The organism is Prescottella soli (assembly GCF_040024445.1).
Lineage (GTDB): Bacteria > Actinomycetota > Actinomycetes > Mycobacteriales > Mycobacteriaceae > Prescottella > Prescottella soli.
Genome location: NZ_CP157276.1, coordinates 1,322,862 through 1,336,762, shown reverse-complemented (window position 1 = coordinate 1,336,762; position 13,901 = coordinate 1,322,862). Strand labels below are relative to the sequence as shown.

At 69.9% G+C, this 13,901-nt stretch carries 14 protein-coding genes; 7 read left to right on the top strand and 7 right to left on the bottom strand.

Annotated elements, in window-relative coordinates; all coding sequences use genetic code 11:
- Positions 1-87 precede the first annotated feature (87 nt).
- Positions 88-1,470, bottom strand: a complete 1,383-nt coding sequence (locus ABI214_RS06205) for an MFS transporter (RefSeq protein WP_348611333.1) — start codon at positions 1,468-1,470, stop codon at positions 88-90.
- A 175-nt stretch (positions 1,471-1,645) separates the two neighbouring features.
- Here ABI214_RS06205 and ABI214_RS06200 point away from each other — a divergent pair, with 175 nt between their 5' ends.
- The gene (locus ABI214_RS06200; RefSeq protein ID WP_348607351.1) at positions 1,646-2,128 is read left to right on the top strand and encodes a MarR family winged helix-turn-helix transcriptional regulator; all 483 of its coding nucleotides are present in this window, start codon (positions 1,646-1,648) and stop codon (positions 2,126-2,128) included.
- Here ABI214_RS06200 and ABI214_RS06195 read toward each other — a convergent pair.
- The 3 genes from ABI214_RS06195 to ABI214_RS06185 all read right to left on the bottom strand — a co-directional run bounded on the left by ABI214_RS06195 (position 2,125) and on the right by ABI214_RS06185 (position 3,645).
- Positions 2,125-2,463 (bottom strand): hypothetical protein, encoded by a 339-nt coding sequence (locus ABI214_RS06195; RefSeq protein ID WP_348607348.1) that lies wholly within the window; start codon positions 2,461-2,463, stop codon positions 2,125-2,127. The genes ABI214_RS06200 and ABI214_RS06195 overlap by 4 nt on opposite strands.
- Before the next feature lie 58 nt (positions 2,464-2,521).
- Positions 2,522-2,827: an alkylmercury lyase gene (locus tag ABI214_RS06190; RefSeq protein ID WP_348607345.1), complete on the bottom strand. Its 306-nt coding sequence runs from the start codon at positions 2,825-2,827 to the stop codon at positions 2,522-2,524.
- An 80-nt stretch (positions 2,828-2,907) separates the two neighbouring features.
- Positions 2,908-3,645 carry an Rv1157c family protein gene (locus ABI214_RS06185; protein ID WP_348611330.1) on the bottom strand — a complete coding sequence of 246 codons (738 nt, stop codon included), beginning with the start codon at positions 3,643-3,645 and terminating at the stop codon, positions 2,908-2,910.
- Between the two features lie 388 nt (positions 3,646-4,033).
- On the opposite strand from ABI214_RS06185, the gene ABI214_RS06180 reads away from it, so the two are divergent.
- Positions 4,034-5,302: a mannosyltransferase gene (locus tag ABI214_RS06180; protein ID WP_348607342.1), complete on the top strand. Its 1,269-nt coding sequence runs from the start codon at positions 4,034-4,036 to the stop codon at positions 5,300-5,302.
- Here the strand turns inward: ABI214_RS06180 and ABI214_RS06175 are convergent.
- Entirely contained in the window at positions 5,244-5,534 is a 291-nt protein-coding gene (locus ABI214_RS06175) for a 4a-hydroxytetrahydrobiopterin dehydratase (protein WP_348607339.1), read from the bottom strand. The two genes, ABI214_RS06180 and ABI214_RS06175, sit on opposite strands and share 59 nt — an antisense overlap.
- Before the next feature lie 33 nt (positions 5,535-5,567).
- On the opposite strand from ABI214_RS06175, the gene ABI214_RS06170 reads away from it, so the two are divergent.
- The gene (locus ABI214_RS06170) at positions 5,568-5,960 is read left to right on the top strand and encodes a (deoxy)nucleoside triphosphate pyrophosphohydrolase (RefSeq protein WP_348607336.1); all 393 of its coding nucleotides are present in this window, start codon (positions 5,568-5,570) and stop codon (positions 5,958-5,960) included.
- A 9-nt stretch (positions 5,961-5,969) separates the two neighbouring features.
- Here ABI214_RS06170 and ABI214_RS06165 read toward each other — a convergent pair whose 3' ends face one another.
- The gene (locus tag ABI214_RS06165; protein ID WP_005514508.1) at positions 5,970-6,152 is read right to left on the bottom strand and encodes a hypothetical protein; all 183 of its coding nucleotides are present in this window, start codon (positions 6,150-6,152) and stop codon (positions 5,970-5,972) included.
- A 129-nt stretch (positions 6,153-6,281) separates the two neighbouring features.
- Positions 6,282-7,694 (bottom strand): FAD-binding oxidoreductase, encoded by a 1,413-nt coding sequence (locus tag ABI214_RS06160; protein ID WP_348607331.1) that lies wholly within the window; start codon positions 7,692-7,694, stop codon positions 6,282-6,284.
- 112 nt (positions 7,695-7,806) lie between these two features.
- Between ABI214_RS06160 and ABI214_RS06155 the strand changes: the two genes are divergently transcribed.
- From ABI214_RS06155 to mshB, 4 genes are all read left to right on the top strand, one after another.
- On the top strand, positions 7,807-8,931 hold the full coding sequence (locus ABI214_RS06155; RefSeq protein ID WP_348607327.1) for a LuxR C-terminal-related transcriptional regulator: 1,125 nt from the start codon (positions 7,807-7,809) through the stop codon (positions 8,929-8,931).
- A gap of 253 nt (positions 8,932-9,184) precedes the next feature.
- Positions 9,185-11,080, top strand: coding sequence for a translational GTPase TypA (gene typA / locus ABI214_RS06150; RefSeq protein ID WP_348607324.1), 1,896 nt, complete (start codon positions 9,185-9,187; stop codon positions 11,078-11,080).
- A gap of 119 nt (positions 11,081-11,199) precedes the next feature.
- A complete protein-coding gene (locus ABI214_RS06145) occupies positions 11,200-12,975 on the top strand; it encodes an ABC transporter family substrate-binding protein (protein ID WP_348611327.1) in 1,776 nt (591 codons plus the stop codon).
- Positions 12,976-12,995: 20 nt separating this feature from the next.
- Complete coding sequence (gene mshB / locus ABI214_RS06140; RefSeq protein WP_348607321.1) at positions 12,996-13,874, top strand: N-acetyl-1-D-myo-inositol-2-amino-2-deoxy-alpha-D-glucopyranoside deacetylase; 879 nt, start codon at positions 12,996-12,998, stop codon at positions 13,872-13,874.
- Positions 13,875-13,901 lie beyond the last annotated feature (27 nt).

The following is a 13,901-nucleotide window of genomic DNA, read 5'->3' as shown; positions in this document are numbered from 1 at the left end:
CGACGACTCCGACGCCGTAACGCCCGAACGACGCGAAGGCCCGCACCGGATTGCCGGTGCGGGCCTTCTGCGTCTCGACGGCGCTCGTCAGGCGTGCTGCTTGCCGGCGGCTGCGGACTGCTTCGACTTCGGGATGAGGAAGGCGAACAGGAGAGCGACGACGGCCGCCACGATGGCGATGACGAACGTGGCGCGGAACGCGTCGAACGAGGGAATCGTGGCGGTCCCGAGGGTGACCGTCATGCTGGCCAGCACGACGCTGATCACCGCTGCGGCGCTGGACGTTCCGATCGACCGCATCAGCGAGTTCAGCCCGTTCGCGGCCGCGGTCTCGGACACCGGAACGGCACCGATGATGAGGGCCGGCATCGATGAATAGCTCAGGCCCACACCCGCGCCGATGATCATGCCGCCGACGACGATCATCCACACCGACGAGGACAGGAAGTAGACGAACACGTAGCCGAGGCCGACCACGACCGAGCCCACCATGAGGGTGAACCGCGGTCCGCGCCATGCCGAGATCTTGGCGGAGACCGGTGACAGCGCCATCATCACGAGGCCGCCCGGCGCCAGCGCGACACCGGCCTTGATCATCGAGAGCCCCAGTCCGTAACCGGTCGACTCCGGGGCCATCAGCAGCTGGGGAAGCGTCAGCGAGTTCCCGTACATGCTGAACCCGATGGCGATCGATGCCAGGTTCGTGAACAGCACGTTCGGACGCGCGGACACCCGCAGGTCCACCAGCGGGCGCGCGGTCCGCAACTGGATGAACCCCCACACGACGAACACCGCGGCCGACGCCGCGAGCAGGCCCAGAGTGAGGGGATCGCTCCAACCCCACGTGCCGCCCTTCGTGATCGGGAGCAGGAACAGGATCAGGGCCGCGCTGAGTCCGACAGCGCCGACGAAGTCGAAGCGCCCGGGGGTGCGGACCGGCGACTCCGGGATCATGACGAGCGCAAGCGCCATGCAGGCCAGGCCCAGTCCGGCGGACACCCAGAAGAGCACATGCCAGTCCGCGACCTGCGCGATCGCCGCCGCGACCGGCAGGCCGATCGCGCCGCCGACACCGAGCGTCGCGCTGACGATGGCCATTGCGCCGGCCACCTTCCGCGGGGGCAGTTCGTCGCGCAGGATGCTGATGCCGAGCGGAATGACGCCGACGGACGCGCCCTGGAGTGCGCGACCGACGATGAGCGGGATCAGGGAGTTCGCGAAGGCGCAGACCACCGATCCCAGGACGACGAGCAGCAAGCTCGCGACCAGGACGCGCTTCTTGCCGTACATGTCGCCGAGTCGGCCGCTGATTGGCGTGACGACGGCGGCGGCGAGAAGCGTCGCGGTGATCGCCCACGAGGCGTCGGCCGGCGAGGCGGAGATCAGGTGCGGGAGCTGGGGAATGATCGGCACCACGAGGGTCTGCATCAGGGAGACGACGATGCCGCAGAAACCCAGGATCGCAACGATGACGTTGCCGCCGGATCGGGTGCCTGTGGACGCCGTCGACGCAGACGCGACGGATGAGGTCAAGGGATACTCCTCGAAAAAAGGGCTAGAAGACCGAAATCGCAAGAGTGTGTACGGTACACACCGTGTGCATGGCGCACAAAGACTGTGTTCACTGGGCGAGAAGGCGGCGGGTGTGTTCGAGGCGGACGGGACGCAGACGGAGATCGAGTACGAGTTGACGCTGCTGTCCCGGTACCACGCGCTGGCTCGTCAGCGCGGAGGTCAGAAGCTCGACCGGTCGGCCTACCTGATCCTTGCCCGCCTCGAACTGGAACCGCCGATGAGCCTCAAGGAACTTTCGGAGGCGTTCCGGCTCGACATCTCGACCATCAATCGGCAGGTCGGGGCCCTCGAACGGCGCGGCTACGTCGAGCGTCTGGCCGATCCCGACGGCGGCGCCGCACGCAAGATCACGCCGACGCGGGCCGGGCTCGATCAGCTGCACGAGGACCGCGACCTCAACCGCCGCGGCATCGGAACCGTGCTCGACGGCTGGTCGGACGAGGACGTCGTGGAACTGCGCAACGTCCTGGCCCGATTCAACAGCGACGTCGAGCGCCTCGAGGGTCGGTCCTGGCCGCGGCCCTTCGGGGAGTGGCGTCCGAACGAGAACTAGGACTGCACGTGACGGGTCGGTGACTCGACGAGGTCGGGTTCGTCCGGGACGACCACGAACCGCGGCCGTTGGTCGGGGGAGTGACCCACCGCGCGCCACGACAGCAGCGACCACCGCGACAGACCCGACAGCGCCGAGCCGACGCTCGCGAACGAGAGCGACGACAACACCGATCCGGCCGAGCCGATCGAACCGATGGACAGGATCGACCCGATGCTGCCGACGGACAGAATCGACCCGACGCTGCCGATCGACAGGATCGATCCCTCGGAGCGGATCGAGAGGATGGACCGCCGCGAGTTCCGGGAACGAATGGACTGCGTGAAGTCGGCCATTCCTCGGTCTACCACGAACGACCCGGCCTCGAAAGCGGAACGGGCGACGGCCTTCGCGCTACGTGTGGTCGAGGAACGCGTCGGTCAGTTGCCCGACCGTCGGCAGGCCCGCCGGCCCGCCCGGCGTCGGGTAGACCCGGCACGCGAGCCGCGGCACCGGTTCGCCGCCGAAGGCGTCGGCGCCGTCGATCAGGATCGTCGGTGAACCGGCGAACGGCAGCGCGGCTGCCTCCGCGTCAGTCTCGACGCGCCGATAGGTGATCTCGGGCTCCGGGAGTGCCGCGGCCACCGCCGCGTGCCTCACGCGCGCACCCGCCTCCCGCCAATTTGGGCACCCGTCGAAGTACAGGATCTCGACCTTCATCCCGCAATTGTGCCCGAGAAACACGAGCGCCCTGCCTCGACCGGTCGTCGGTCGAGGCAGGGCGCTGCGAGTGTGGGGAGTTACGCGACCGTGAACATTCCGACGGTCGGCAGGAAGTTGCACGTGATCGGTGCGGCGCCCTCGGGTTCGGTGGTCAGCGAGCCGGAGATGACCGCGAGGACACGTCCGGGGCCGGTGTTGGCGATCGCCGACAGCGTGGCCGGACCGTCCGGGTTGATCCGCGCCTCGGTGGTGAGGTTCTGCGTCTCGCGACGACCGTTGTCGACGTTGATCCACGTGACCGTCATGCCCTGGTTCGGGGCCGCCTTCGCGGTGCCGAGCGCGGTGAAGACGAAGCCGGCCTGGCCGGCGGCCGGTCCGGGCGGGGGCAGGTGCGCCGGGCCGGGGACCGCGAGCGCGGTGCCGACGGAATCGCTCGACGGGGCGATGCAGCCCTTGCCGATGGTGGGGTAGAGGAACTGCGCGATGACCGGGCCGTCCTTGGGGATCTCGGGTCCGCCGCCGCCGCTGCCGTCGAGGAAGGTGATGACGCGCTCGAGCGTGGACTTGAGCTCCGGCGGCAGGTTCGCACCCTCGAGCAGGGCGCGGGCCTGTGCCAGCAGATCGGCCTTGGCATCGACGTCGTTGAGGTCCGGCGGGGCTGCGGCCGCGCCGAGGATGGCGGGGGCGAGGGAGGCCAGCGCATCGATCGAGACGCCCTCGGGGATGCCGGGAGGCGTCGGCTGTGCGGCCGCATTGGCCGGGACAGCGAGCGCGGCGGCGGCCGCAACTGCACACGCGGTGACTGCTCGTCGCATTCCTCGGTTACGAATCACGGTTTCCCCATCCTTGTCTTCAGACGCCGGCGGTGCAGCGTCGGTCTACCGGGTGGACGCTGCCGTCCGTCCCGGTCGCGGGCCACTCTAGGGATCGGCCCCTGGTGTGTACAGACTTGTCCGTACGACCCATTCGTGATCTGCGTCGCGGAGAAGTCTATGCAAGCTGTGACGTGACTGCCATTGCCTGGTGACAATATCGCGTGACATATGGGGAGAATGTGATCCTTGATGCAACTGTTACTGATGAGCAAGGTATTTTCGGACGCCGTTCCCATCGGGTTAGGCTGACGCGACACCTGGTCCTTCCCGCCGCTGGGCCACACTGGGTGCTTCCAGTCAGCACACCGATCAGGGAGAGCGTCGACCAGTGACTCAGCATTCACGTGCCGAGCGGGGATCGCGCATCCGCGCGGCGTACCGCGGGCTCGTCCGGTGGGCGCCGCTCGTACTCGCCGTGGCGGTATCGACGAGGCTGCTGTGGACCGTCCTCACGCCGAACGGCACGAATTTCGTCGACCTCCACGTCTATGTCGACGGTTCGGCGGCGCTGCTGCGGGGCGATCTCTACGGGTTCACCTACTCGGAGCAGACTCCGGATTTCCCGCTTCCGTTCACCTACCCGCCGTTCGCGGCACTGGTCTTCCTGCCACTGCACTACCTGCCGTTCGGGCTGGTCGGCTTCTGCTGGCAGTTGGGAACCGTCCTCGCGCTGTTCTGGGTGATCCGGATCAGCCTCGAGTTGCTGCTCGGCGAGACCGCCCGTGAGCGCCACTGGCAGCACGTCGCGATGTTGTGGACCGCGATCGGGGTGTGGACCGAACCGGTGCGCACGACCCTGGACTACGGCCAGGTCAACGTATTCCTGGTGCTCGGCGCGATGCTGGCCGTCCGCAGCACCCGTTGGTGGGTGTCCGGTGGAATCGTCGGCATCCTCGCCGGTATCAAGCTCACACCCGCCGTGACGGGGTTGTACTTCCTCGCACAGCGACGGTGGCGCGCCGCGGTGTTCTCCGCGGTGGCCTTCGCGGGGACCGTCGGTGTGAGCTACCTCGTGATCAGCGCCCAGGCGCGCGACTACTTCTCCTCCAAGTTCGGCGACGCCGACCGGATCGGCCCCGTCGGGTCGGCGTGGAACCAGTCGTTGCGCGGCGCACTCAGCCGCCTCGCCGGCCACGACGTGGGCTCCGGCCCGGTGTGGATCGCGGGGGTCGTGGTCGCGGCGGCGCTCGCCTTCTTCGCCTGGAGCGCGCTCGCCCGCGACGACCGGCTGGGCACGCTCCTGCTGGTGGAGTTGTTCGGGCTGCTGGTCTCGCCGATCTCGTGGGTCCACCACTGGGTGTGGGTGCTGCCGATGCTGATCTGGCTGTTCTACGGCCCCTACCGGCACCTCGTCGGCACCCGGGTCGTCGCGGCGTGCTGGCTCGCCGTCACGGTGATCGGCGTGCCCTGGGTCCTCCACCAGTTCGAGGGTGAGTCGATCTCCCGCGCCGGCGCCCTCGCGTGGGCGGGGGCGGTCAACGTCGCCGGCGCGCTCGTCGTCTTCCTGTGGGTCGGGTACGCGGGCCGCCGGTACGCGGCTATGCCGACTCGGCCAGTTCGTCGATCCGTCGAGCCAGCTCCAGATCGAATTTCGTGATCCCGCCGACGGCGTGCGTCGAGAGCGAATACGTGACCTTGCGCCAGCGGATGTCGATGTCGGGGTGGTGGTTGATCGACTCGGCGACCTCCGCGACCCGGTCGACCAGGGCGATCGCGTCCGGGAACGTCGCAGACGTGACGGTCCGGGTCAGCGCGCCGCCGTCGCGGCTCCAGTGCGAGAGATTCGTGAGTGCGGTGTCGATCTCGGTGTCGGACAGCAACTCGGCCATACCTCATGATGGTGCGATGGCGAAGGGACCGCAATGATCCGGGAGCGCGAGGTCGTCGCGGCCGCGATGATCCGGGACGGGCGACTGCTGCTCGCGCAGCGCACGCGGCCGGTGGAATTGGCCGGATTGTGGGAGTTGCCGGGCGGCAAGGTCGAGCCCGACGAGTCGCCGGCCGACGCGGTACGCCGCGAACTGCGCGAGGAACTGGGCGTCGAGGCGGTCGCGGGGGCGCGGATCGGGGCGGACGTTCCCCTCCGTGACGGAATGGTGCTGCGCGCGTACCGTGCCGAACTCGTCAGCGGGACGCCCCGGGCGCTGGACCACGCAGCGCTGTGCTGGGTCGACGCAAGGGAACTGCTCGAGGTCGACCTCGTCGACAACGATCGCGGCTGGGTTCCGGAACTCGTGGCACTGCTCGACGAGTGACGGCGCCCCTCAGGCGGCGCGGGCCTTCTTGAGGCCCTTCTTCAGTTCCTTCTTGGTCGCGCCTTCGTTCTCGAGCTTCTTCATTCGCATGATCACGACCGGGCACTTGAGGCAACGCGTCTTCTTCCGGCAGCACTTCTTCTTGGGCTTGAGGCCAGAGACCTTGCTGGCCTTCACCTTTCCCTTGCCCATGTGCGAGACCGGCCTTCCTCCCGAGTGCGGCGCCCGAATCGCTGCCGCACGCAGTTAGCCTAGCCTCATTCGGTCTCCGCGCACAGGTGGCCCGGCGTCGGATCCGGGCCACCCGTGGTCGAACGTTCGTCAGTGTCCGTGCAGCGGGTAGTTGCCGCGCACCACGTACGACGGGTCGGTGGCCTCCTTGAGCCGGCGCAGCGCCGCCAGGGTGGGCGCGTCGTACGCGCGTTCCGGCGACTCGCCGGGGCCGAGCAGCGTCGGGACGGTCGGACCGGCGCACCAGGGGGAGAGCTCGTCGAACAGGTCCGCCATGGCTGCGGCACCGGCGTCGAGCAGCTCGGGGACGGGAGCGAGCGTCAACGTCATCACCGCGAACTCCGCGCCGTCTCGACGCAGATCCACGGCGCCGGCCCGACCCGTTCGGGCGGGGCCACCCAGATGCCGGAACTGGACCTGGGTCAGCGGTGTCGCGCCGGGCGTCCCGGCACGATCCACGACGAGGTCGACGACGGCGTCGTCGAGTGCTTTGAGCATCATCGACGAATGGACGCCGGGAGACGGGTCGACGGGCTCCTCACACACCCCAGCGATCTCACTCGGCTGCAGCGGTCGGACCGTGTCGCGCAGGACGGCGCCGGCCGCCCGGATCGGGGACAGGTGCGCCGCGAGGGCCTCGGGCGGACCGAGCAGCAACGTGTCGACGAAGCAGAACGACTGTCCCCGGATCTCCTCGGGCAGGTCCGGGATCGGCGGGAAGTGCATGATCGACGCCCACACCGTCAGCTCCGCCGGCGCGACCTCGGTCAGCGCGGTGACCGCCCGCAGCAGCGATCGTGCCTCGGCCGCGGGGAAGGCGAGCCGTCCGCCGGTGATCGCGGGCGCCGGGAACAGGTCGATCTCGACGGCGGTGACGATGCCGAATTCGCCGCCGCCACCCCGCAGCGCCCACATCAGCTCGGGCGACTCGTCGTCACTGACCCAGCGGTGGACGCCCTGCGCGTCGACCAGTTCGACCGCCGACAGCGATCCCGAGCCCGGCCCGTGGGGGCGCGTGAGCCACGACAGGCCACCGCCCAGGCAGAAGCCGACGACGGAGACGTCCGGGTTGGAGCCGACGAGCCCGGTCAGACCGGTGCCGTCGAGGGCCGACTGCAGCGCACCCCACTTCACGCCCGCCCCGACGCGGGCGGTGCGTGCCGCGGTGTCGATCCAGATGTCGTCGAGCGCCGCGGTCCGGACCAGGACCGTGTCGTCGAGGGCCCGGGTCGCGCCGTGGCCGCTCGGCTGCGCGGACACCCGGATGCGGTGGGCGGCCGCGAAACGCACGGCCTTGACGACGTCGGCGGTGTTCGTGGCGGTCACCACCGCGGCCGGGCGCTGGGCGATGCTCAGGTTCCAGGCCTGCGCCACGGTCGGCCAGTCGGGGGAGTCGGGCAGGTCGAGCCGGCCGTCGAGATCGGCGGCGAGACCGTTCCAGGTTCCGGCGTCGAGACGGACGGCCGGGCGGGCGGTGTCGAGGTGGATCGGCGTGTATGTCATGGCTGGAAGCGTCACCCGGGCGCAGCGGCCGCCGACATCCCTCGGCATGGGGGTTTCGTGATCCCAGACTTCTGGGGTTCACAAGTCCCGACCGGTCGGTCAGAATTCTTTGATGAGTACCTACCAGGCAGGATCTGCCCGGGATCGGGTGAGCGCACTGGCCCGCGCGGGGTTGCCGTGGACGGAGTTCGGTGAGCAGGCGCTCGCGGTACTCACCAAGGCGGTGCCGTTCGACTCCGCGTGCTTCGGCACGGTCGATCCGACGACGACGTTGGTCACCGGGTCCGTCAAAGCCGGCCTGCCCGAGCCGTGCGAAGCCGAGTTCGCTCGCCACGAATACATCGAGGACGACGTCAGCCTCTTCGCGGATCTCGCCCGGCGGAACGGCGACGTGAGCGTCCTGCACGAGGAGACAGGCGGTGACCCGCGGCGAAGTTCCCGGTTCCGGGAACTGTTCGAGCCGACGTTCGGGTTGGGGCACGAGATGCGCGTGATGCTCCGGACCGGTGGGGTCGTCTGGGGTGCGCTGGCGATCTACCGCCGCGCGGGCGCGAGTGGGTTCAGCCCGGCCGAGGCGGATTTCCTCGGTGGGCTGTCCGGCCAGTTGGCGGTGGGCGTTCGGGCGGGACTCATCGCCGACGCGCTGCCGGGCCGCGAGATCGCGGACGCGCAGGCCGGTCCGGCGGTGCTCACGTTCGATCACCACAACGCGCTGTCCCAGGCCACTCTGGCCGCGCAGGTACGCGTCGACGAACTGGGCGGAAGCATGTGGGGTGAGCTGCCGCAGTCGGTACTCGCGACGGTGTCCGCGACGCGCGCGCTCATTGCCGGACGGACGGGAACCGTGCCGCGAATGCGGGTCCGTTCCCGGACCGGGGAGTGGCTGGCCGTCCACGGTGCGCCGCTCGCCGGGCGTGACGGCTGTCCGTCGCAGATCGTCGTCACCATCGAACGGGCCGGTGCGCCCGAGGTGGTGCCGCTCGTGGTCGCTGCGTTCGGCCTGACGCCCCGCGAGCGAGACGTCGTCGACTGTGTCTTGCGGGGGGCCACCACGGCGGAGATCGCGAAGGGCCTGCATCTGTCGCCGTACACGGTGCAGGACCATCTCAAGATCGTCTTCGACAAGGCCGGCGTCTCGAGCCGCCGGGAGTTGACCGCACGGGTGTACTTCGACCACTACGCGCCCCGCAAGCACTGTCGGCTCGGGCCGTCCGGGTGGTTCGTGGAGGACGCCTGACGGGGCAGTGGCGCAGATCACTATCCGCAGGTCAGGGGGTGTGATCCCGGGCCGCGATGCGAGAAGTTGCAGCGCGGGCGGGTAGGGTATTCGCTGGCCGCAATCCCTGCGTCGGCGCAAATGTCGGAGACTCTCGATCGGCGTTCGGCGCCCTGGGGTCGCGAATGGGAATCACGCATGCGCGTAGCGGCAGCCAGAAGCCGTGCGACACCAACTTCGTGTGGCCCCGTCAGCAGCCAGGAGAACGCCCCGCGTGAGCACCACCAACTTCCGTAACGTCGCCATCGTCGCGCACGTCGACCATGGCAAGACCACCCTCGTCGACGCCATGCTGCGCCAGTCCGGCGCCTTCGCCGAGCGGGCCGAGCTGGTCGACCGCGTGATGGACTCCGGTGACCTCGAACGCGAGAAGGGCATCACCATCCTCGCGAAGAACACCGCCGTGCACCGTCACAACCAGGACGGCACCGTCACCGTCATCAACGTGATCGACACCCCGGGCCACGCCGACTTCGGTGGCGAGGTCGAGCGCGGCCTGTCGATGGTCGACGGCGTCGTGCTGCTCGTCGACGCGTCCGAGGGTCCGCTGCCGCAGACCCGTTTCGTGCTGCGCAAGGCGCTCTCCGCGTCGCTGCCGGTCATCATCGTCGTGAACAAGACGGACCGTCCCGACGCCCGCATCGAGGAGGTCGTCACCGAGGCGCAGGACCTGCTCCTGGACCTGGCGTCCGACCTCGACGACGAGGCCGCCGCTGCCGCCGAGGCGCTGCTCGACCTGCCGGTCCTGTACGCGTCGGGCCGCGAGGGCAAGGCGTCGATGAACCGTCCCGAGGACGGTCAGGCGCCCGACACCGAGAACCTCGACGTCCTGTTCAACGTCCTCATGGAGCACGTGCCGGCCCCCAAGGGTGATTCCGCCGCGCCGCTGCAGGCCCACGTCACCAACCTCGACGCCTCCGACTTCCTCGGTCGCCTCGCGCTGGTCCGCATCCACAACGGTGAGCTGCGCAAGGGCCAGAACGTCGCGTGGATGCACGCGGACGGCGTCAAGAACGTCAAGATCACCGAGCTGCTCAAGACGGTCGGCGTCAACCGCGAGCCCGGCGAGGTCGCCGTCGCCGGTGACATCGTCGCCGTCGCCGGTATCCCCGAGATCATGATCGGTGACACCCTCGCCGACATCGAGAACCCGGTCGCACTGCCGACGATCACCGTCGACGAGCCCGCGATCTCCGTCGTCATCGGCACCAACACGTCGCCGCTCGTGGGCCGCGTCAAGGGCCACAAGCTGACCGCTCGCATGGTCAAGACCCGCCTGGACTCCGAGCTGGTCGGCAACGTGTCGCTGCGCGTCCTCGACATCGGTCGCCCCGACGCGTGGGAGGTGCAGGGCCGCGGCGAGCTGGCGCTGGCCATCCTTGTCGAGCAGATGCGTCGTGAGGGCTTCGAGCTCACGGTCGGCAAGCCGCAGGTTGTCACCAAGCACGTCGACGGCAAGCTGCACGAGCCCTTCGAGGAGCTGACGATCGACACCCCCGAGGAGCACCTCGGCGCGATCACCCAGCTGCTGGCCAACCGCAAGGGCAAGATGGTCCAGATGACGAACCACGGCACCGGCTGGGTGCGGATGGAGTTCATCGTCCCGTCGCGTGGCCTGATCGGTTTCCGCACCGACTTCCTCACCGAGACCCGCGGCACCGGCATCGCCAACGCCGTCTCGCACGGCTACGCGCCGTGGGCCGGCGAGATCCGCGCCCGCCACACCGGCTCGCTGGTCTCCGACCGCACCGGCTCGGTGACCCCGTTCGCGATGATCCAGCTCGCCGACCGCGGCACGTTCTTCGTCGATCCGGGCTCGGACACGTACGAGGGCATGGTCGTGGGCATCAACCCGCGCGCCGAGGACCTCGACATCAATGTCACCAAGGAGAAGAAGCTCACCAACATGCGCTCGGCGACCGCCGACGCCACGGAGACCCTCGCCAAGCCGATCGAGCTGACGCTCGAGGCCGCGATGGAGTTCTGCGCCGCCGACGAGTGCGTCGAGGTCACTCCCGAGGTCGTCCGCGTGCGCAAGCTGCACCTGTCGCAGACCGACCGCGCACGCGAGCGTTCGCGCGCGAAGTCGCGTGACAAGGCCGCACTGTAAGTGCGTGACGCGTTCCGTGCGCGTTGTGCGAGGCTGAACCCTCGCGCAACGCGCACGGCTGTGAGAGCCGCTCGCGGAGGGGAGGACCGGTAGTGGCGCTGCACTGGAACGCGGGGGTGATGGGCCGACGCGTCGTCGGGGCCGTCGCGGTCGGCATGGTGCTGACCGCCGCCGCCTGCACCGCCAACCCGCCGCCGCCGGTCGAGAGCACCGACAGCCCCAAGCCCACGACGGCGGTCCCCACCAAGAACACCGTCTTCGTCGCGATCGACGACGTGGGCATCGGGTTCAACCCGCACCTGCTCGCCGATCAGTCGCCCGCGAACTCGGCGGTGAGCTCGCTGGTGCTGCCCAGCCCGTTCCGCCCGGTGCTGGACCCGGCGCGGCCGGGCGTCACCGACTGGGTGCTCGATCCGTCGGTGCTGGTGTCGGCGACGGTCAACCCGCCGGCGCCCGATGCGCCGTCGTCGATCACCTACCAGTTGCGCAACGAGGCCCAGTGGTCCGACGGTGCACCGATCGCGGCCGAGGACTTCCGGTACCTGTGGCAGCAGATGATCAGCCAGCCCGGGGTCGTCGACCCCGCCGGATACGGGTTGATCGAGGACGTCGAGTCGTCCGGGGGCGGCAAGACCGTGACCGTGAAGCTGTCCGCGCCGTACCCGGCGTGGCGGGAACTGTTCACCGACCTGCTGCCGTCGCACCTGGTGAAGGACACGCCGGGTGGGTTCGCGCGGGGCCTGTCCGACAACATCCCGGTGTCGGGTGGACGGTTCCACATCAAGTCCGTCGACCGCGGCCGGGACGAGATCGTGCTCGAGCGCAACGACCGGTTCTGGGACACCCCGGCCAAACCCGACCAGATCCTCATGCGCCGAGGCGGGTCGCCCGCCCAGCTCGCCGACTCCATGCGTTCGGGCGACGCGCAGGTCGCGCGCGTGCACGGCAGCGGCGCGACGCACGCGCAGCTGTCGGTGATCCCCGACGTCCGCACGGGCACCGAGTTGCAGCCGCGGGTGCTGTCGATGACCCTCAACGGTCGTGTCCCCGAGCTCGCCGATGCGCAGGTGCGCAAGGGCCTGCTCGGGCTGGTCGACCCGAACCTGCTCGCCACGGTGGGCGCGGGTAGCGAGTCGTCGGCGGTGCCGGCGCGAGCGCAGGTGCTCTCCCCGTCCGACCCCGGGTACGCCCCGACGGCCCCGCCCCAGCCGACCCGCGAGCAGGCGTCCGGGCTGCTGGGAGCAGCCGGCTACCAGCTCGTCCCGAACGTCACCCAGGACATCGACCCCGAGACCCAGACGCGGGGTCGGATGATGCGCGGTGACGCGCAGTTGACGATGGTGATCGGCGCCCCCGCGAACGACGACATCGCGATCGCCGTCGCGAACACCGTCGCGGATCAGTGGCGCGGCGCCGGGATCGCCGCGTCGGTCCGGGCGATGCGCGCCGAGGATCTCTACGGTGACGCGCTGGCGTCCGGGGAGGTCGACGCGCTGGTCGGGTGGGAGCGCGCCGGCTCGGATCCGGCGACGTCACTCGCGTCCCGCTTCGGGTGCCTGCCGTCGACGCTGCCGGTAGCGACGCCCGAGCCGTCGTCGGAGCCGTCGTCGACCCCCGATGCCGGGCCGACGCGACGTGCCCCGAGCAACTTGTCGGGTCTGTGTGATCCGACGCTGCAACCCGCGATCGACGAGGCGCTGCGCGGTCGGGCCGACACGGCCCGGGTGATCGCGGACGCCGAGCCGCGACTGTGGGACCTGGCGGTGACGCTGCCGGTGATGCAGGACAACACCGTCGTCGCCGCGGGCCCCGGAGTGCTGGGTGTCGCGTTGACCGGTCCGGTGCAGGTCGGGATCTTCGCGGATGCCGCCATGTGGACCCGGACGTCGAAGTGAGTAGAGGTGGACCAGCCGTGGTGAGCGGTCGACGGATCCTGTTCGTGCACGCGCATCCCGACGACGAGACGCTGACCACCGGCGGCACCATCGCCCGGTGCGCGGCCGACGGCGCCGAGGTCACGGTGCTCACCTGCACCCTCGGCGAGGAGGGCGAGGTGATCGGCGACCGGTGGGCCGGTCTGGTCGCCGACCGCGCCGACCAGCTGGGCGGCTACCGGATCCTCGAACTGACCCGGGCGCTACGGGCGCTGGGCGCGGCGGCACCCCGGTTCCTCGGCGGCGCCGGCCGCTGGCGCGACTCGGGCATGGCGGGGACGCCGTCGGCGCGCAACCCCCGCGCGTTCGTCAACGTCGACCCGGACGAGGCGGTGGGCGCACTGGTGGCGGTGATCCGCGAACTGCGCCCCGACGTCGTCGTGACGTACGACCCCGTCGGGGGATACGGACACCCGGATCATGTTCAGGCGCACCGACTCACGACGGCGGCGGTCGAGGCCGCCGGCACCGGGGCGTTTCCCGGCGCGGGTGCTCCGTGGGAGGTCGCGAAGTTCTACTGGACGGTCACCGAGCACAGTGCGCTCGCGGCGGGCATCGCGGCGATCGACACCGTCCCCGCCGGGTGGCGGATGCCGCAACCGGACGAGCTGCCGAGCGTGCCGGATTCCGCGGTGACCGCCGCGGTGGACGTCTCGGGCGTGATGGAGGCGAAGCTCGCGGCGCTGCGCGCCCACGAGACGCAGGTGACGGTGGCGCCGTCGGCCACCGAGTTCGCGCTGTCGAACGACGTCGTCCAGCCGGTCCTCACCGAGGAGCACTTCGTGTTGGTCCGGGGACAGGCCGGCCCGGTCGACGAGCACGGTCGCGAGTGGGATCTCTTCGGCGGACTCGGGTCCTGACAGCGGTCCAGGATCTGTCGAATCACA

Bases quoted from the DNA above. Each gene is read 5' to 3' on its own strand.
- ABI214_RS06195 (WP_348607348.1), bottom strand. From the start codon at position 2,463: ATGGCCGACTTCACGCAGTCCATTCGTTCCCGGAACTCGCGGCGGTCC.
- ABI214_RS06190 (WP_348607345.1), bottom strand. From the start codon at position 2,827: ATGAAGGTCGAGATCCTGTACTTCGACGGGTGCCCAAATTGGCGGGAG.
- ABI214_RS06185 (WP_348611330.1), bottom strand. From the start codon at position 3,645: ATGCGACGAGCAGTCACCGCGTGTGCAGTTGCGGCCGCCGCCGCGCTC.
- ABI214_RS06175 (WP_348607339.1), bottom strand. From the start codon at position 5,534: ATGGCCGAGTTGCTGTCCGACACCGAGATCGACACCGCACTCACGAAT.
- ABI214_RS06170 (WP_348607336.1), top strand. From the start codon at position 5,568: ATGATCCGGGAGCGCGAGGTCGTCGCGGCCGCGATGATCCGGGACGGG.
- ABI214_RS06165 (WP_005514508.1), bottom strand. From the start codon at position 6,152: ATGGGCAAGGGAAAGGTGAAGGCCAGCAAGGTCTCTGGCCTCAAGCCC.
- ABI214_RS06160 (WP_348607331.1), bottom strand. From the start codon at position 7,694: ATGACATACACGCCGATCCACCTCGACACCGCCCGCCCGGCCGTCCGT.
- ABI214_RS06155 (WP_348607327.1), top strand. From the start codon at position 7,807: ATGAGTACCTACCAGGCAGGATCTGCCCGGGATCGGGTGAGCGCACTG.
- ABI214_RS06145 (WP_348611327.1), top strand. From the start codon at position 11,200: ATGGGCCGACGCGTCGTCGGGGCCGTCGCGGTCGGCATGGTGCTGACC.